The following is a 16,738-nucleotide window of genomic DNA, read 5'->3' on the forward strand; positions in this document are numbered from 1 at the left end:
TCCAGGCGGCCTTCGACGATGCATTCAAGGCCGGTGCCGACCGCGAGCGCCTCAAGAACGAAGGGCAAGCCTACGCCAACGACATCATCCCCAAGGCCCGCGGCACGGCCGCACGTCTGGCGGAGGAAGCCGAAGGCTACCGCGCCCGTGTGGTCGCACAGGCCGAAGGCGACAGTGAGCGTTTTCGCAGTGTGCTCGCCGAATACCAGAAGGCGCCTGGCGTGACCCGCGACCGGATGTACATCGACACCATGTCGCAGCTCTATGCCAATGTCAGCAAGGTGATGGTCGATTCGCGCAACGGCAGCAACCTGCTCTACCTGCCGCTGGACAAGCTGATGCAGCAGTCGGCAGCCACGTCGGCCACCGCGGCATCGGCCGTGTCGCTGGTGCCGTCCGGCAACGACGGCGCTTCGGGCAGCAGCGTGGACGTGCGTTCACGCGATGGGCAACGCGGCCGCGACCGTGAAGTGCGCTGAGCAGGGGAATTCAAATGAATCGAATCGGACTACTCGCGATCAGTGCCGTGATGGCGCTGCTCGTCACCATGTCGATGCTGTTTGTGGTCGATCAGCGCAACTTCGCCGTCGTCTACTCGCTCGGCGAGATCAAGGAAGTCATTTCCGAGCCTGGGCTGAAGTTCAAGCTGCCGCCGCCGCTGCAGAACGTGATCTTCATCGACCGCCGCACACAGACGCTGGACAGCCCCGAGACGCGCCCGGTCTTCACTGCCGAGAAGCAGAGCTTGGTGATCGACTGGCTGGTCAAGTGGCGCATCACCGAGCCACGCCAGTTCATCCGCAACACCGGTGTTGACCTGCGCAATGCCGAGGCCCGTCTGTCCCCCATCGTGCAGGCTGCGCTGAACGAGGAAGTCACCAAGCGCACCGTGCGGGCCATGCTCTCCACGGAGCGGGACAAGGTGATGCAGGGCGTGATGCAGCGCCTCAGCGACGATGCCAAGAACTTCGGCATCGAGATCGTCGACGTTCGCATCAAGCGGGTCGATTTCGCCGCCACGATCACGGAGTCGGTCTATCGCCGCATGGAGTCGGAGCGCAAGCGTGTTGCCAATGAACTGCGCTCCGAGGGCGCAGCGGATGGCGAAAAGATCCGGGCCGATGCGGATCGGCAACGCGAGGTGATCCTGGCAGATGCCTACCGCGAAGCCCAGAAGGTCAAGGGCGAGGGGGATGCCAAGGCTTCCGCCATCTACGCCGAAGCATTTGGCCGCGATCCCCAGTTCGCCAGTTTCTACCGCAGCCTGGAGGCTTACCGTTCGAGTTTCCGCAGCAAGAGCGATGTGCTCGTGGTCGATCCGTCTAGCGAGTTCTTCCGCGTGATGCGCAGCGGCGGCGTGGGTGGCAAATAAGTGACGTTGGACACGCTGCTGTCGGCTCTGGCGCTGGTGCTGGTGATCGAAGGGCTGATGCCGCTGCTCGGTCCGCGGCGGTGGCGCAGCATCTTCGAGCGCGTCCTGGCGCTCGGGGACGGGCAGATCCGGTTCATCGGTCTGATCAGTGTTCTGACCGGTCTTCTGTTGTTGCTGCTCTTCAGTTGAGCGCCTTGTGACCGGTTCCCGCCGGTCTTCCTGCCTGTTGTCATCATGCCGACTTGGAGCAGGCCAGCGGACGCTTCTTGCGTCGTGACGGGCGGTGAAGCCGGTGTCCCCCGGTAGAATCGTCGTTTTGATTTCCTGCACCGTTATGTCTTCTGCTTGGCTGTTGCCCGAGCACATTGCCGATGTGTTGCCCCATGAGGCTCGGCGAATCGAGGAGTTGCGGCGCATCCTGCTGGATGCGGCCCGTGGCTACGGCTATGAACTGGTCATGCCGCCGTTGCTGGAGCACCTGGAGTCGCTGCTGAGCGGCACGGGTCGTGCACTGGATCTGCGCACCTTCAAACTGGTCGATCAGCTCAGTGGCCGCACGCTGGGCATTCGTGCCGATACCACGCCCCAGGTGGCGCGCATCGATGCACATCTGCTGAACCGTGCCGGACTGACCCGGCTGTGCTACTGCGGCCCGGTGCTGCACACGCTGCCGGCCGGACCGGACAGCACGCGTGAACCCCTCCAGTTCGGTGCCGAGATCTACGGCCATGTCGGCCTCGAAGCCGATCTGGAAGTGCACGAGCTGGCGCTCGAGTGCCTGGGCCGTGCCCGCGTCGATTCGCTGGTGATGGACTTGGCCGATGCCCGCGTCGTGCAGGGCGCACTGGAGGGGGTGACGCTGTCCCCTGGCCAGGGCGATGCGCTGCGTGCTGCGCTGGCAACCAAGGACCAGGCCGAGTTGCAGGTGCTGACGGCCGATCTGCCGGCGATGAACCGCGATGCACTGCGGTTGCTGCCGTCCTTGTTCGGCGGTGATGAAGTGCTGGCGATCGCACGTGACCGGCTGCCGGACAACGCATTGATCACTTCGGCGCTGGACGATGTGCAGTGGCTCGCCACGCACCTTCGGCGCGACTACCCGTCGCTGCGCCTCGGGTTCGATCTGGCCGATCTGTCAGGCTATGCCTATTACAGCGGGACCCGGTTCGCGATCTACAGCGCCGGTGGCACCGATGCACTGGTGCGTGGTGGGCGCTATGACAATGTCGGGGCCATCTTCGGGCGCCGGCGTGCGGCGGTGGGCTTCAGTCTCGATCTGAAGTCTGTCGTGGAGCATGTCCGTTTCGATGGACGCCGCGCGGCCATCCGTGCACCCTGGAGCGAAGACATGGTGCTTCGCGCAGCTGTGCGTCGCCTGCGCGAGGCAGGCGAAGCGGTGGTTTGTGTGTTGCCCGGGCACGAGCACGAGGCAGACGAGTTCGAGTGCGACCGGGAACTGGTCGCCGTCAACGGGCAGTGGGTGGTCTGTGCGCGCTGAGCGCCGCCGCCACTGACCGGACCTTTCCTTTCGATCGGATACTTGAGATGGATACACGCAGTGCTGCGTCTGCAGAAGTTCGTGGACGCAATGTCGTCGTTGTCGGAACGCAATGGGGTGATGAGGGCAAAGGCAAGGTTGTCGACTGGCTGACCGACCACGCCGCCGGCGTGGTGCGTTTCCAGGGCGGCCACAACGCCGGCCATACGCTGGTGATCAATGGCGTGAAGACCGCGCTGCAGCTGATCCCTTCGGGCATCATGCGCGCCGGTGTGGCCTGCTATATCGGCAACGGCGTCGTGGTCGATCCGGCCCACCTGCTGCTGGAAATCGGGCGACTTGAAGCCGCTGGTCTGGATGTGCGTTCGCGCCTGTTCATCAGCGAGTCCTGCCCGCTGATCCTGCCGTTTCATGTCGAGGTGGACAAGGCGCGCGAGGCGCTGCGCGAAACCAGTGGTGCTGGCAAGATCGGCACGACCGGCAAGGGCATCGGGCCTGCATACGAGGACAAGGTGGCTCGCCGTGCGTTGCGCGTCCAGGACTTGAAGCATCCCGAGCGTTTCGCGAAGAAGCTGCGCGAGCTGCTGGCGTTGCACAACTTCGCGCTCGAAGGCTATCTGAACAGCGCAGCGCTGGAATTCCAGCCCATCTTCGACAACGCCATGCTGATGGCCGAGCAGCTCAAGCCGATGATGGCGGATGTCGGCGTGCGCATCGATGCGGCCAATCGTGCCGGTGGCAGCATCCTGTTCGAAGGTGCGCAGGGCACGCTGCTCGACATCGATCACGGCACCTACCCATTCGTCACGTCGAGCAACTGCGTGGCGGGCAATGCGGCTGCTGGCTCGGGTGTCGGTCCGCAATTGCTGCACTACATGCTCGGCATCACCAAGGCCTACACCACGCGTGTCGGCTCGGGTCCGTTCCCGACCGAGCTGCCGATGGACGAGCCGGGCACCGTGGGCCACCACCTGTCCACGGTCGGCCAGGAGCGCGGCACCGTCACCGGGCGTGCCCGCCGCTGTGGTTGGCTGGATGGTGCGGCGCTCAAGCGCGCGATGCTGATCAACGGCATCACGGGGTTGTGCCTGACCAAGCTGGATGTGCTGGATGGTCTGACGGAGATCCGCATGTGTGTCGGCTACGAGTTGCATGGTGAGCGCGTGGACATCCTGCCGCTCGACGCCGATGAGATCGTCAACTGCAAGCCGGTCTACGAAGTGTTCCCGGGCTGGACGGAAACGACCTTTGGCGTGACGACGTGGGAAGGTTTGCCGCTCAATGCGCAGCGGTATCTGGAGCGTGTGCAGGAATTCATCGCTACGCCGATTGCAATGGTGTCGACGGGTCCGGACCGCGACCACACCATCCTGCTGCGTCACCCGTACAAGGACTGAATGTCCGATCCGATCAAGCTAGGAGTCAGCATGCTCACCGATGACGGCAAACACCTGTATGTATCTTGGGATGAATACCATCTGCTGATCGAGAAGCTCGCGATCAAGGTCCACCAGTCCGGCTGGGAATTCGACCAGATTCTCTGTCTGGCGCGCGGTGGTCTGCGTCCCGGCGATGTGATGTCCCGGGTGTTCGACAAACCGCTGGCCATCATGGCGACCAGTTCCTACCGTGCCGAAAGCGGCACGATCCAGGGTCGGTTGGACATGGCGAAGTACATCACCATGCCCAAAGGCGAACTGGCTGGCCGTGTGCTGCTGGTGGATGATCTCGCTGATTCGGGGGTCACGCTGCAGGCCGTGGTGGATCGACTGCGTGGCATGCCTTCGATTCGCGAGTTGCGTTCGGCTGTGTTGTGGGTGAAGGGTGTTTCTTGCTATACGCCGGACTATTTTGTCGAGACGCTGTCCACGAGTCCGTGGATCCACCAGCCGTTCGAAGAATATGACGCGATGCGTCCGGATGCGCTGACCCGCAAACTATCGGTCTGAAAACAGGCCACAGCCGCTGCGCTGTGAACCCGCCGCCTCCAAGAGGAGGGCGGGTTTTGATCTGGTTGGAATGCGGCGGCAATAAAAAAGCCAGCTCGAAAGCTGGCTTTTCATGTTGGTGCCCAGGAGAGGACTCGAACCTCCACGGAGTTACCCGCTAGTACCTGAAACTAGTGCGTCTACCAATTCCGCCACCTGGGCTTTGAAATCCTGAATATGAGCACAGACTTGGATTTCATGAGTCTGTGCAAAAGGCAGAATTCAGCGTATGCTAAATTCTATTGGTGCCCAGAAGAGGACTCGAACCTCCACGGAGTTACCCGCTAGTACCTGAAACTAGTGCGTCTACCAATTCCGCCATCTGGGCTTCGTCGCAGCAAGAAATTTTGTTCCCAACTGCGAAGAACGCTAGTGTAGCATCAGTTAGAAATTGAACGCAAGGAATTTTTTTGAGCAACAGTACTTTGTCGAATGAAGTCGTGGGCACGGTGCAAGGCCACCGTGATGGGCATGGCTTTGTGGTGGTCGACGGCGGTGATGTCGACATTTATCTGGCACCGCAGGAAATGCGTGCCGTCCTGCACCAGGATCGGATTCGTGTGCGGGTTGTGCGGCTTGACCGAAAGGGGCGCCCCGAGGGGCGGGTGCTGGAGATTCTGGAGCGCCGCAAGGCACCGATCATCGGGCGTCTGTTGCTCGAGAACGGCGTGTGGATCGTTGCCCCGGAAGACAAGCGGTACGGGCAGGACATCCTGATTCCTAAAAACGCAACAGCCAGCGCGGAAGCCGGGCAGGTGGTGGCGGTCGAGCTGACCGAGCCGCCGTCGCTGCACTCGCAGCCGGTCGGGCGCATCACCGAGGTGCTGGGGGACATTGACGATCCCGGCATGGAGATCGAGATTGCGGTGCGCAAGTACGAAGTGCCGCACCAGTTTTCTCCCGGGACACTGGCGCAAACCGGCAAGCTGCCTGACAAGGTGCGTGCCGTCGATATGAAGCACCGGGTCGATCTGACCGACGTGCCGCTGGTGACGATCGACGGCGAGGACGCGCGTGACTTTGACGATGCGGTCTACTGCGAGCCGGCCAAGGTCGGGCGCAAGAAAGGCTGGCGACTGCTGGTGGCGATTGCCGACGTGAGCCACTACGTCAAGCCGGGCGATCCGCTGGACGATGATGCCTATGAGCGCGCGACCTCGGTGTACTTTCCGCGGCGCGTCATTCCGATGCTGCCGGAAAAGCTTTCCAATGGCCTGTGTTCGCTCAATCCGAACCAGAACCGGCTCTCGATGGTCTGCGACATGCTCGTGGATGCCGAAGGCGAGGTGACGGCGTACCAGTTCTACCCGGCCGTGATCTGCTCGCATGCGCGGCTGACCTACACCGAAGTGGCTGCGGTGCTCTCGAATACCCGAGGCGCCGAGGCGCAGCGCCAGGTCCACCTCGTGCCACATCTGCTGCATCTGCACGAGGTCTATCGCCTGCTGCTGAAGCAGCGCGCCACCCGCGGTGCGATCGATTTCGAGACCACCGAAACGCAGATCGTCTGTGACGAAAACGGGCGCATCGACAAGATCATTCCGCGGGTTCGCACCGAAGCGCATCGTCTGATCGAGGAGGCGATGCTCGCGGCCAATGTCTGTGCCGCCGACTTCATCCAGGCGGGCAAGCATCCCTCGCTGTACCGGGTGCATGAAGGCCCGACCCCCGAAAAGCGTCTGGCCCTGCAGAACTACCTGCGCAGTCTCGGCCTGAACCTCACGGTCAGCGACGAGCCGACGCCCGGCGAGTTGCAGGCGCTCGCGCAGATGACCCGGGACCGCCCGGACGCCACGCAGATCCACTCCATGCTGCTGCGTTCCATGCAGCAGGCGATCTACACGCCCTTCAACAACGGCCACTTCGGCTTGTCCTACAGCGCGTACACGCACTTCACCAGCCCGATCCGGCGCTATCCGGACCTGCTGGTGCACCGTGTCATCAAGGGGCTGCTGGCTGGCAAGAAGTACGGCCTGGTGGTGCGGGCTGCGGTACCTGGTGCCGCGGTGCCGACACGGCGCCGGCAGCCGGCCAAGGTCGAAGGGCCTGCGCCGCGGATGGAGGGCATTGCGCCCCGCGATCTGGAGGTCTGGGAAGTGGCTGGCGCCCATTGCAGCGCCAACGAACGCCGTGCGGACGAAGCCTCGCGGGACGTCGAGGCGTGGCTGAAATGCAAGTTCATGCGCGACCGGCTGGGCGAGGAGTACGGCGGCACGATCAGCTCGGTCACGAGCTTCGGTCTGTTCGTGCAGCTCGACGAGCTGTATGTGGAGGGTCTGGTCCACATCACCGAACTGGGCGGCGAGTATTTCCGCTACGACGATGTGCGCCACGAACTGCGCGGCGAGCGGACTGGTGTGCGCTACGCGGTGGGCGGGCGCATCCGGGTGCAGGTCAGCCGGGTCGATCTCGACGGGCGCCGCATCGACTTCCGGATGGTGCGCGATCCGCTGGCACCTGCCGTGGTGCCCAAACCGGCCCGTGAGCGACATGCCTCAGCCCAGGAAGAGCTGGCGTCCATCCAGGAGTCCGATCGCGCCGTGCGCCACTCGTCGCGCAAGTCGGCGGCCCGCAAGTCGGATCCGCGTGCTGGCAAGACCGCAGGCAAGAGTGCGGGCAAGGTGGCTGGCAAAGCTGCAGGCAAGGCGGCAGGGAAGTCGTCCGGCAAGGCGGTGGTGCGGCCGGCACCTGTGCCGGTCGATCTGCCGATGGAGGCGGTTGTGCCGACGCCGGCGGTCGAAGGTCGCCGGCGCCGCAACAAGCGCTGAGGCGTCCGGTCAGCGCCCGGAGGGGACCAGCCGGCTGGCGATCAGCACATCGCCCGCCGGGCTGAGCTGTTCGGCGCGCAGGCCGTGCAGGTACACCGCATGGCGGGCGGCCAGTTCCGCCTGCGACCACACCAGCGATGCGTTCTTGCTGGAGGGCCCGCCGGCCAGCTGGCTCCACAGTCCAGCGATCCAGCCGGCCAGCACATCACCGCTGCCCGGCGTGGCGAGTGCGGCGTTGCCGCTGGTGTTGATCCACGGAATGGCCTCCGGCGAGGCGGTCAGGCTGCCGGAGCCCTTGAGCACCACGACAGCGCCGGTGCGCGTGGCCAGCGTCCGGACGGCGACCAGGCGATCGGACTGGACTTCGGCCGCGCTGCAACCCAGCAGGCGCGCGGCCTCCAGCGGATGTGGCGTCAGCACGGTCGGCAGACCGTTGTCGCGGCGCTCGCGCAGGGCTTCGCCCAGCTGGGTGTCCTCGGCCAGTGCATTCAGTGCATCGGCATCCAGCACCAGCCTGGCGGCCTGGCGCAGCGTGTCCGGCAGGTGTTCGCGGATCGCCTGCCCACCGCCACACCCGGCCACCACCGTGGCGTTCCGCAGGCGCGCGGCATCCGGTGCGTCGGTCAGCATCAGCTCCGGGTGGTGCGGATCAAGCCGCTGGGCGTCGGGGTCGAGCAGGTGGGCGTAGACACGGCCAGCGCCGACACACAGCGCGGTGCGTGCGGCCAGCAGGGCTGCGCCAGTCATCGACCGCCCGCCTCCCAGCACCCAGACATCGCCAAAGCTGCCCTTGTGCTGGGCGTGCAGCCTGGCCGGCCAGACGGATTCGGCCCAGACCGGGCTGTGCAGCCAGGCTGCAGGCGCAGGCCCGCCGGCTTGTGCCAGCGAGACGCCCAGGTTGTCCCACCAGATCTCGCCGGCGTGGTCGCGTCCGCGGGCGGTGAACAGGCCGGGTGCCAGGGTCAGCAGCGCCAGCGTCCAGCGCGCCTGGACACAGGGCGCGCCTACCTCCAGTGCGCCCGTGTCGCCGGGCAGTCCCGAGGGCAGGTCCACGGCCAGCACGGGCGCGGCGTGTCTGTGCGACAGGCGGATCGCTTCGGCCAGTTCACCGCTGGCGGGCCGTGTCAGGCCGCGGCCCAGCAGGGCGTCGATGACCAGATCGGACCGGGACCACTCGGCGGTGTCCAGTCCGTCCACGATGCGGACACCCGCAGACTGCGCCTGGCGGCGCGACGCTGCGGCGTCCAGCGGCCAGGCCGTGCCGTGGCCGAAGGCGTGCACGACGACGTTCCGTCCCGCCTGGTGCAGGTGCAGGGCTGCCTCGTAGCCGTCGCCACCGTTGTTGCCGTTGCCGGCCAGCACATCAATGCGGCGGGCATGGGGCGTGAGGGCCATGGCCAGCCGCGCGACCGCCTGTCCGGCGCGCTGCATCAGCGTGTGGGGCGGCAGATCCTGTGCGGACGATGCATCGATCGCACGGGAGGCGGCGCTGTCATGGGTCGGCCAGGGGCCTGCGGTCGTCCGGATCCGGGTCGAGAGGTGGATGGGGGTGGCGTGGTTCATGTGGTGTGGGCCACCGGTGCTGTTGCTGCCCACGCTTCGGGTGTCAGCACGGCGACGCCGAGCGGCCGCGCTCGCCGGGCCAGTCGGCGCAGGGCGTGGTCGCGCGTCACGAGCCATGGTGTACGCCGGGCAATGGCGAGGTCGATGAAGCACTGGTCGTCCGGATCGGTGCAGCGCAGGCGCTCGCCGTAGGGCAGCGTACCGGGGGGCGGCACCGGTCGCGACCAGGCTTGCACCGCGGCCATGGCCGGGGCGTGGCGGGCGGACCAGCGCACCAGCGTCGGCAGGTGCAGCAGGCGTCCGAGCACGTCGACCAGTTCGTCCTGCATCGCTGGACTGACGATCCAGCGCACCCGGCCTTCGGTGACGGCCTGACCGATGGCGAGACCGCTGGTGTGTTCGAACACCAGCCAGTCGAGCACCACGTTGGTGTCGAGAATGATGTCCGGGGTCATCGGGTGCGTCCGGGTTGCAGTGCGGCTTCGACGTCCAGCGCGGCGCCTAGCAGTGCTTCGTCGCGTCCGCCGGTGGTCCAGAGCATCAGGCCGACCGGCGCGTCGCCGTGCCGGTGGCAGGGCAGGCTGATGGCGCAGCCGTCGAGCTGGTTGATGATCGACGGATTGCGCAGCAGCAGCGCATTGACCCGGAAGAAGGTTTCGTCGTCTGCGATCAGTGGGGCCAGCGGGGGCGCGATCACCGGCACGGTCGGGCTCAGCACGCAGTCCACGGTGCCCAATGCGGCGGCCATGCGTTCGATCCAGCGCGCGCGCAGCCGGTGCAGCTCCGCGATCGCGGCTGGCGTGATGGAGGCGCCGCGCCGGATGCGGGCGGCAACCCGCGGATCGTAGCGATCGCCCTGGCTGGCGAGCAGTTCGTGGTGCCAGGCCCAGCTCTCGGCGGCCGGCAGTCCCCCAGCCTGCAGCAAGGCGGGCAGATCCTCCAGTGCAGGCAGGGCGAGTCGGGTGATCTGTGCGCCGGCGCGGCCAAGGTCTGCCAGGCTGCGTTCGAAGGTGCGCTGGACGTCCGGGTCCATGCCGTCGAGCAGCAGCGGCTCGACCACGCCGAACTGCCAGTCCGCCAGCGCGCGGGCGACGGGTGCGCAGCGTCGGGCCGACAGCACTTCGTGCACCAGGACGGCGTCGCGCACGCTGCTGGTGATGGCGCAGGTGGTGTCCAGGCTCGGCGACAGCGGGATGCTGCCGCCATTGGGTGTGCGGGACTGGGTGTTCTTGAAGCCGACCAGGCCTTGCAGGGCGGCCGGAATGCGGATGGATCCACCGGTGTCGGTGCCCAGCGCTGCCCAGGCGGCGCCAGTGGCCACCGACACGGCGCCGCCCGAGGTGGAGCCACCGGGAATGCGTGCCTCCAGCCCCAGGGCGGCCATCACCGGATTGACGGGTGTGCCTTGATGGGGGTTGATGCCGACACCTGAAAAAGCGAACTCGGTCATCTGCGTGCGGCCGATCAGCGCGCAGCCGGCGGCGCGCAGCCGCGCCACCGCCAGGGCGTCGGTGAGGGCTGCCGGGCGTTCGGCCAGCACAGTAGAGCCGGCCGTGGTGGTCTGCCCGGCCACGTCGAACAGGTCCTTGACGCTGATCGCGCGTCCGTCCAGCGGTCCGAGCGCTGCGCCGCGCTGGCGGCGCTGGTCGGCCTCATGGGCTGCGGCGCGTGCACCGTCGCGGTCGATGTGCACGAAGGCCGATGCAGCCTCGCCGAGTGCAATTTCAAGCGAGATTTCGAGGGCGTCTCTCGCTGCGTGGGCCGCAGGATGAGCGCCGGCGTGCGGCTGGGCTGGATCGATGGGATTCAAGGCTGCTACAATCTCGGGGTTTTTCCGATGCCGCTTCCACAGTGGCAAGCTGTCCGGTGCATGGTGCGTCCGACAGTCCCGACATGCGGGACGGAAGAACCAATCCCGAATCCGACTGGCTGAAGGTGTTGCGCCGAGTGCGGTGTTGACTGCGCACTGCGTGCAATTCGAGTCGGATTCTAGATCCAACCTTTGGAATTTCTGGAGTTAGTCATGTCCTTCACGATGCGTGAAATGCTGGAAGCCGGCGTCCACTTCGGTCACCAGACCCGTTTCTGGAACCCCAAGATGGCCCCGTACATCTTCGGCCACCGCAACAAGATCCACATCATCAACCTGGAAAAGACGGTTCCGCTGTTCCAGGAAGCCACCAAGTTCGCCCGTTCGCTGGCCGCCAAGCGTGGCACCGTGCTGTTCGTCGGCACCAAGCGCCAGGCCCGTGACATCGTGGCCGAAGAAGCGCAGCGCGCCGGCATGCCCTACGTCGACCAGCGCTGGCTCGGCGGCATGCTGACCAACTTCAAGACGGTCAAGGGTTCGCTCAAGAAGCTCAAGGACATGCAGGCCCAGGTGGAAGCCGGCCTGGAGTCGATGAGCAAGAAGGAAGGCCTGCTGTTCCAGCGCGAGCTGGCCAAGCTGGAAAAGGACATCGGCGGCATCCAGGACATGGCTGCCCTGCCGGACGCGATGTTCGTGATCGACGTGGGTTTCCACAAGATCGCCATCGCTGAAGCCCAGAAGCTGGGCATCCCGGTCATCGGTGTGGTCGACACCAACCACAACCCAGTCGGCATCGACTACGTCATCCCTGGCAACGACGACTCGGCCAAGGCCGTGGCGCTGTACGCCCGCGTGATGGCCGACGCCGTCCTGGAAGGCAAGGCCCAGTCGCTGAACGAAGTGGTGGAAGCCGTCGCTGCGCCGAGTTCGGACGAATACGTCGAAGAGAACGGCGCCGCCTGAACCTCTTCGGTCCGGCGTGCAAGGGGCTGATTCAGCCCCTTTTTTTCAAGATTTCGAGATTTGAGGAGAACTTTCATGGCTGCTATTACCGCCAAGATGGTCGGCGACCTGCGCGCCAAGACCGACGCGCCGATGATGGAGTGCAAGAAAGCACTGACCGAGGCCGACGGCGACATGGTGCGCGCGGAGGAAATCCTGCGTGTCAAGCTCGGCAACAAGGCCGGCAAGGCCGCTTCCCGCGTGACGGCCGAAGGCGTCATCGCCGCTGCCGTTGCCGGGAACACCGGCGCGCTGGTCGAAGTCAATTGCGAGACCGACTTCGTCTCCAAGAACGACAGCTTCCTGTCGTTCGTGCAGTCGTGTGCCGACCTGATCGTCGCGCACAACCCGGCCGACGTGGCTGCGCTGTCGGCGCTGCCGCTGGTGATGGGCGATTTCGGCCCGACCGTCGAGGACGTCCGCAAGGGCCTGATCGGCAAGATCGGCGAGAACATGTCGATCCGCCGCTTCAAGCGCTATGCCGATGGCGGTCAGCTGGCCCACTACCTGCACGGCGTGCGCATCGGCGTGATGGTCGAGTACACCGGCGACGCCGTGGCGGCCAAGGATGCAGCGATGCACATCGCCGCCATGAAGCCCGTGGCGCTGTCGTCGGCGGACGTGCCGGCCGAACTGATCGAGGTCGAGCGCCGCGTGGCCACCGAGAAGGCGGCTGAATCGGGCAAGCCGGCCGACATCGTCGTCAAGATGGTCGAAGGTTCGGTGCAGAAGTACCTCAAGGAGGTCTCGCTGCTCGACCAGGTGTTCGTGAAGGCTGCGGATGGCAAGCAGACCGTCGGCCAGTATTTCAAGAGCACCGGCACCACGCCCGCCGGCTTCACGATGTTCATCGTCGGCGAAGGCATCGAGAAGAAGCAGGACGACTTCGCGGCCGAAGTGGCTGCGCAGGTCGCCGCCGCCAAGGGCCTGTGATCCTGCTGCTCTAAACTCGCGATCGTCTTTTTTCTGTTTCGAGGTCACTGCATGCCCGCTTACAAACGCATCCTTCTCAAGTTGTCTGGTGAAGCCCTGATGGGCGACGATGCCTACGGCATCAACCGCGCCACCATCGTGCGCATGGTGCGCGAGGTGCAGGAAATCACCCAACTGGGATGCGAAGTGGCGGTGGTGATCGGTGGCGGAAACATCTTTCGCGGGGTCGCGGGCGGTGCGGTCGGCATGGACCGTGCCACCGCCGACTACATGGGCATGCTGGCGACCGTGATGAACGCGCTGGCCCTGTCCGACACGATGCGCCAGGAAGGCATGACCGCCCGGGTCATGTCTGCCCTGAGCATCGACCAGGTCGTCGAGCCTTACGTGCGTCCCAAGGCGCTCCAGTATCTGGAAGAAGGCAAGGTGGTCATCTTTGCGGGTGGGACTGGCAACCCCTTCTTCACCACCGACACGGCCGCCGCGCTGCGTGGTGCCGAGATCGGTGCCCAGATCGTGCTGAAGGCCACCAAGGTGGACGGCGTCTACACTGCCGACCCCAAGAAGGACCCGACAGCCACCCGCTATGCGACGCTGACCTTCGACGAGGCCATCGGCCGCAACCTGGCGGTGCTGGACGCGACGGCGTTTGCGCTGTGCCGTGACCAGAACCTCCCGATCAAGGTATTCTCGATCTTCAAGCCGGGCGCCCTCAAGCGCGTCGTCCTGGGTGAAGACGAAGGAACGCTGGTCCACGTCTGACGGCGTTCGGGACCAGCAGGAGCACCACGATGAGCATTGCCGACATCAAGAAAAACGCTGAAGCCAAGATGGCCAAGTCCATCGAATCCTTCAAGAACGAACTGCAGAAGATCCGCACCGGCCGAGCCCACCCGGGCATCCTGGACCAGGTGCAGGTCGAGTACTACGGCTCGATGCTGCCGATCAGCCAGGTGGCCAATGTGTCGCTGATCGATGCCCGCACCATCAGCGTGCAGCCGTGGGAAAAGAACATGGCCAAGCCGATCGAGAAGGCCATCCGCGAGTCGGATCTGGGCCTGAATCCGTCGTCGCTGGGTGAGTTGATCCGCGTGCCGATGCCGGCACTGACCGAAGAGCGTCGCCGCGATCTGACCAAGGTCGTGCGCAATGCAGGCGAAGACGCGCGCATCGCCGTGCGCAACCTGCGCCGCGACGCCAACGACCAGGCCAAGCGCCTGCTCAAGGACAAGCTGATCTCCGAGGACGAAGAGCGCCGCTCGATCGACGACGTGCAGAAGCTCACCGACCGCGTGATCTCCGAGATCGACCGGCTGGTGGCGGCCAAGGAAGTCGAGATCCTGGCTGTCTGAGCCAGCACCTGCACGCCATGTTCCTTCCGAACGATTTCAACGGACCTGAGGCAGGCTGCCGTGGCTGACAACGCGAACCGGATTCCCCGCCATGTCGCTGTCGTGATGGACGGCAACGGGCGCTGGGCCAACAAGCGGCTGATGCCGCGCATTGTCGGCCACAAGTACGGCGTCGATGCGCTCATCGGCTGCATCAACACGTGTGCCGATCGGGGCGTCGAGTACCTGACGGTGTTCGCCTTCTCGTCCGAGAACTGGAAGCGCCCCGAGGACGAGGTGTCCGGCCTGATGAACCTGGTGCTGACGGCGGTCGCCAAGTACTTGGCACGCCTGTCGGACATCGGCGTGCGCATCCAGATCATCGGTGACCGCGCGGCAGTATCGGAGAAGGTGCGTTCCGCCTGGGAGCACGCCGAACGTGTGACGGCTGGCAACACCCGCATCACACTGTCCGTGGCGTTCAACTACGGTGGTCGCTGGGACATCGTGCAGGCCTGCCAGCGCGCCGTGGCCGATGGTGCGCGTGCCGATCAGATCGACGAGGCGTTGCTGTCGAAGCACATGGCGCTGGCCTATGCACCCGATCCGGATCTGTTCATCCGCACGGGAGGCGAGGTACGCATCTCCAACTTCCTGCTCTGGCAGGTGGCGTATTCGGAGCTGTATTTCACCGACTGCCTGTGGCCCGACTTCGATGCCGCCGAGATCGACAAGGCCCTGGCCGACTATGCCGCCCGCGATCGCCGGTATGGGGGTGTGAAAACCGACATCTCGGCCAGCGGGCAGAAGATCACCCTGGCGCCCGGCGCCTGACCTCTCCGCTCCCATGCTCAAGCAGCGCATCATCACCGCAGTCCTCATGCTGCTGGTGCTACTTCCGGCGCTGTTCGCGCAGGCCGTCTGGCCCTTTGCCCTGTTGACGCTGCTGATGATTGCGGCGGCTGGCTGGGAATGGGCCCGATTGAACAGCTTCCCTGGCGTATCGGCGCTGCTGACGGGTGGAGCCGTGGCTGCGGGCTCGGCGCTGCTCTGGCAGGCCGGGTGGATCGGTCACACGCCGGGTGCGCTGTGGGTGCTGGCGATGCTGGTCTGGGTGCTGGGTGGGGCGCTGGTGCTCGCGCGTGGTGTGGACGCCTGGCAGCAGGTACCCCGTGTGCTTCGGCTGCTGGGGGGGGTGCTGCTGCTCTGGCTGGCCTGGCTGGCCATCGCCGAAGGCAAGGCGCGCGGCCTGAACTTCCTGCTCTCGGTGTTCTGTCTGGTCTGGATGGCCGACATCGCTGCGTATTTCAGCGGTCGCGCCTTCGGCCGTCGCAAGCTGGCCCCCGCGATCAGTCCTGGCAAGAGCTGGGAGGGTGTCTACGGCGGGATGGCCGGTGTCCTGCTGCTGGCACTGGTCTGGATCGCCTTCGATCAACGCGGACTCGCCGACAGCGCGAGTCTTTACACGCTGCTGCTACAACGCTGGGGCTGGGCCGGCTTGCTGGTGTCCTGCCTGTTCCTGTCGAGTCTGAGCGTCGTCGGCGATCTCTTCGAGTCGCTGGTGAAACGCAGTGCCGGCGCCAAGGACAGCAGTGCCTTGCTGCCCGGCCACGGTGGCGTGCTGGACCGCATCGATGCGCTCCTGCCCGTGTGTCCGCTGGCACTAGCCCTGGTACTTTCATGACCCTCTCCGCTTCTGTCTTTTCCGGCACGCCGCGCCAGCGCGTGACGGTGCTCGGTTCGACCGGCTCCATCGGGACGAGCACGCTGGACGTGCTCTCGCGCCACCCCGACCGCTACGAGGTGTTCGCGCTCAGCGCGCACAGCCGCGTCGAGGAGCTGGCCGACCAGTGCCGCACCTGGCGTCCTCGTTTCGCCGTGATGCCGACCGCCGAACTCGGGCGCGCGCTGGCCGATCGCCTGCGCACGCTCGGTGTCGCGACCGAGGTGCTGGTCGGGCCTGCCGCGCTGGAGGAGGTCGCCGCCCATCCGGACGTGGACAGCGTGATGGCGGCGATCGTCGGTGCCGCCGGATTGCCTCCCTGCCTGGCGGCAGCCCGTGCCGGCAAGCGCCTGCTGCTGGCCAACAAGGAGGCGATCGTCGTCGGCGGCGAGCTGTTCATGCGCGCCGTGCGCGAGGGCGGGGCGCAGCTGCTGCCCATCGACAGCGAGCATTCCGCCATTTTTCAGTGTCTGCCGGAAGACCGCACGACCTGGGCGCAGCGCATCGACCACATCGTGCTGACCGCGTCCGGCGGTCCGTTCCGTGACCGTGATCCGAAGACCTTGCGTGACGTGACGCCGGACCAGGCCTGTGCGCACCCGAACTGGGTCATGGGCCGCAAAATCTCGGTCGACTCGGCGACGATGATGAACAAGGCGCTCGAAGTCATCGAGGCGCGCTGGCTGTTCGACCTGACACCGCGCCAGGTGAAGGTGGTGATCCATCCGCAGAGCATCATCCATTCGATGG

At 65.6% G+C, this 16,738-nt stretch carries 17 protein-coding genes and 2 tRNA genes; 14 read left to right on the top strand and 5 right to left on the bottom strand.

Annotated features, from left to right (window positions below; genetic code table 11):
• The 6 genes from AB3X43_RS17935 to AB3X43_RS17960 form a co-directional block, all read left to right on the top strand.
• Nucleotides 1-479 (top strand): SPFH domain-containing protein (locus tag AB3X43_RS17935; protein WP_473965147.1); only part of this gene is annotated, 479 nt, incomplete at its 5' end.
• A 14-nt stretch (nucleotides 480-493) separates the two neighbouring features.
• Nucleotides 494-1,372, top strand: a complete 879-nt coding sequence (gene hflC / locus AB3X43_RS17940) for a protease modulator HflC (protein ID WP_369431234.1) — start codon at nucleotides 494-496, stop codon at nucleotides 1,370-1,372.
• Between the two features lie 6 nt (nucleotides 1,373-1,378).
• A complete protein-coding gene (locus AB3X43_RS17945) occupies nucleotides 1,379-1,561 on the top strand; it encodes a DUF2065 domain-containing protein (protein ID WP_473965148.1) in 183 nt (60 codons plus the stop codon).
• Between the two features lie 145 nt (nucleotides 1,562-1,706).
• On the top strand, nucleotides 1,707-2,870 hold the full coding sequence (locus tag AB3X43_RS17950) for an ATP phosphoribosyltransferase regulatory subunit (RefSeq protein WP_369431236.1): 1,164 nt from the start codon (nucleotides 1,707-1,709) through the stop codon (nucleotides 2,868-2,870).
• 47 nt (nucleotides 2,871-2,917) lie between these two features.
• A complete protein-coding gene (locus AB3X43_RS17955) occupies nucleotides 2,918-4,267 on the top strand; it encodes an adenylosuccinate synthase (RefSeq protein WP_369431237.1) in 1,350 nt (449 codons plus the stop codon).
• A 30-nt stretch (nucleotides 4,268-4,297) separates the two neighbouring features.
• The gene (locus AB3X43_RS17960) at nucleotides 4,298-4,819 is read left to right on the top strand and encodes a phosphoribosyltransferase (RefSeq protein WP_369431238.1); all 522 of its coding nucleotides are present in this window, start codon (nucleotides 4,298-4,300) and stop codon (nucleotides 4,817-4,819) included.
• Between the two features lie 116 nt (nucleotides 4,820-4,935).
• On the opposite strand, the gene AB3X43_RS17965 is transcribed toward AB3X43_RS17960, so the two are convergent.
• A tRNA-Leu gene (locus tag AB3X43_RS17965) sits at nucleotides 4,936-5,020 on the bottom strand.
• 81 nt (nucleotides 5,021-5,101) lie between these two features.
• Nucleotides 5,102-5,186: transfer RNA gene (locus tag AB3X43_RS17970), tRNA-Leu, on the bottom strand.
• A 112-nt stretch (nucleotides 5,187-5,298) separates the two neighbouring features.
• Here AB3X43_RS17970 and rnr point away from each other — a divergent pair.
• Complete coding sequence (rnr, locus tag AB3X43_RS17975; RefSeq protein ID WP_369431239.1) at nucleotides 5,299-7,626, top strand: ribonuclease R; 2,328 nt, start codon at nucleotides 5,299-5,301, stop codon at nucleotides 7,624-7,626.
• Between the two features lie 9 nt (nucleotides 7,627-7,635).
• Here rnr and AB3X43_RS17980 read toward each other — a convergent pair whose 3' ends face one another.
• From AB3X43_RS17980 to AB3X43_RS17990, 3 genes are read right to left on the bottom strand one after another with little or no spacing between them, the layout of a single operon-like run.
• Nucleotides 7,636-9,189, bottom strand: a complete 1,554-nt coding sequence (locus AB3X43_RS17980; RefSeq protein ID WP_369431240.1) for an NAD(P)H-hydrate dehydratase — start codon at nucleotides 9,187-9,189, stop codon at nucleotides 7,636-7,638.
• A complete protein-coding gene (locus AB3X43_RS17985; protein ID WP_369431242.1) occupies nucleotides 9,186-9,644 on the bottom strand; it encodes a PIN domain-containing protein in 459 nt (152 codons plus the stop codon). The genes AB3X43_RS17980 and AB3X43_RS17985 overlap by 4 nt, the downstream gene beginning before the upstream one ends.
• Nucleotides 9,641-10,999, bottom strand: coding sequence for an amidase (locus AB3X43_RS17990; RefSeq protein WP_369431243.1), 1,359 nt, complete (start codon nucleotides 10,997-10,999; stop codon nucleotides 9,641-9,643). The genes AB3X43_RS17985 and AB3X43_RS17990 overlap by 4 nt, the downstream gene beginning before the upstream one ends.
• 213 nt (nucleotides 11,000-11,212) lie before the next feature.
• On the opposite strand from AB3X43_RS17990, the gene rpsB reads away from it, so the two are divergent.
• The 7 genes from rpsB to dxr all read left to right on the top strand — a co-directional run.
• Nucleotides 11,213-11,962: a 30S ribosomal protein S2 gene (rpsB, locus tag AB3X43_RS17995; RefSeq protein ID WP_369431244.1), complete on the top strand. Its 750-nt coding sequence runs from the start codon at nucleotides 11,213-11,215 to the stop codon at nucleotides 11,960-11,962.
• Nucleotides 11,963-12,037: 75 nt separating this feature from the next.
• Complete coding sequence (gene tsf, locus AB3X43_RS18000) at nucleotides 12,038-12,934, top strand: translation elongation factor Ts (RefSeq protein ID WP_369431246.1); 897 nt, start codon at nucleotides 12,038-12,040, stop codon at nucleotides 12,932-12,934.
• Between the two features lie 51 nt (nucleotides 12,935-12,985).
• A complete protein-coding gene (gene pyrH, locus AB3X43_RS18005) occupies nucleotides 12,986-13,696 on the top strand; it encodes a UMP kinase (RefSeq protein WP_369431247.1) in 711 nt (236 codons plus the stop codon).
• Nucleotides 13,697-13,725: 29 nt separating this feature from the next.
• On the top strand, nucleotides 13,726-14,286 hold the full coding sequence (gene frr, locus AB3X43_RS18010) for a ribosome recycling factor (protein WP_369431248.1): 561 nt from the start codon (nucleotides 13,726-13,728) through the stop codon (nucleotides 14,284-14,286).
• 60 nt (nucleotides 14,287-14,346) lie between these two features.
• Nucleotides 14,347-15,099 carry a polyprenyl diphosphate synthase gene (uppS, locus tag AB3X43_RS18015; protein ID WP_369431249.1) on the top strand — a complete coding sequence of 251 codons (753 nt, stop codon included), beginning with the start codon at nucleotides 14,347-14,349 and terminating at the stop codon, nucleotides 15,097-15,099.
• A gap of 13 nt (nucleotides 15,100-15,112) precedes the next feature.
• Entirely contained in the window at nucleotides 15,113-15,949 is an 837-nt protein-coding gene (locus AB3X43_RS18020; RefSeq protein WP_369431250.1) for a phosphatidate cytidylyltransferase, read from the top strand.
• Nucleotides 15,946-16,738, top strand: a 793-nt coding sequence (gene dxr / locus AB3X43_RS18025) for a 1-deoxy-D-xylulose-5-phosphate reductoisomerase (RefSeq protein WP_369431251.1), incomplete at its 3' end; no start/stop codon positions are given. The genes AB3X43_RS18020 and dxr, both read left to right, overlap by 4 nt.

It is taken from the genome of Sphaerotilus sp. (genome assembly GCF_041083715.1).
Classification (GTDB): Bacteria; Pseudomonadota; Gammaproteobacteria; order Burkholderiales; family Burkholderiaceae_C; genus Sphaerotilus.

What these genes read in the sequence shown, in the direction of transcription:
- hflC (WP_369431234.1), top strand. Translation starts at nt 494, where the DNA reads ATGAATCGAATCGGACTACTCGCGATCAGTGCCGTGATGGCGCTGCTC.
- AB3X43_RS17950 (WP_369431236.1), top strand. Translation starts at nt 1,707, where the DNA reads ATGTCTTCTGCTTGGCTGTTGCCCGAGCACATTGCCGATGTGTTGCCC.
- AB3X43_RS17955 (WP_369431237.1), top strand. Translation starts at nt 2,918, where the DNA reads ATGGATACACGCAGTGCTGCGTCTGCAGAAGTTCGTGGACGCAATGTC.
- AB3X43_RS17960 (WP_369431238.1), top strand. Translation starts at nt 4,298, where the DNA reads ATGCTCACCGATGACGGCAAACACCTGTATGTATCTTGGGATGAATAC.
- AB3X43_RS17980 (WP_369431240.1), bottom strand. Translation starts at nt 9,189, where the DNA reads ATGAACCACGCCACCCCCATCCACCTCTCGACCCGGATCCGGACGACC.
- AB3X43_RS17985 (WP_369431242.1), bottom strand. Translation starts at nt 9,644, where the DNA reads ATGACCCCGGACATCATTCTCGACACCAACGTGGTGCTCGACTGGCTG.
- rpsB (WP_369431244.1), top strand. Translation starts at nt 11,213, where the DNA reads ATGTCCTTCACGATGCGTGAAATGCTGGAAGCCGGCGTCCACTTCGGT.
- tsf (WP_369431246.1), top strand. Translation starts at nt 12,038, where the DNA reads ATGGCTGCTATTACCGCCAAGATGGTCGGCGACCTGCGCGCCAAGACC.
- pyrH (WP_369431247.1), top strand. Translation starts at nt 12,986, where the DNA reads ATGCCCGCTTACAAACGCATCCTTCTCAAGTTGTCTGGTGAAGCCCTG.
- frr (WP_369431248.1), top strand. Translation starts at nt 13,726, where the DNA reads ATGAGCATTGCCGACATCAAGAAAAACGCTGAAGCCAAGATGGCCAAG.
- AB3X43_RS18020 (WP_369431250.1), top strand. Translation starts at nt 15,113, where the DNA reads ATGCTCAAGCAGCGCATCATCACCGCAGTCCTCATGCTGCTGGTGCTA.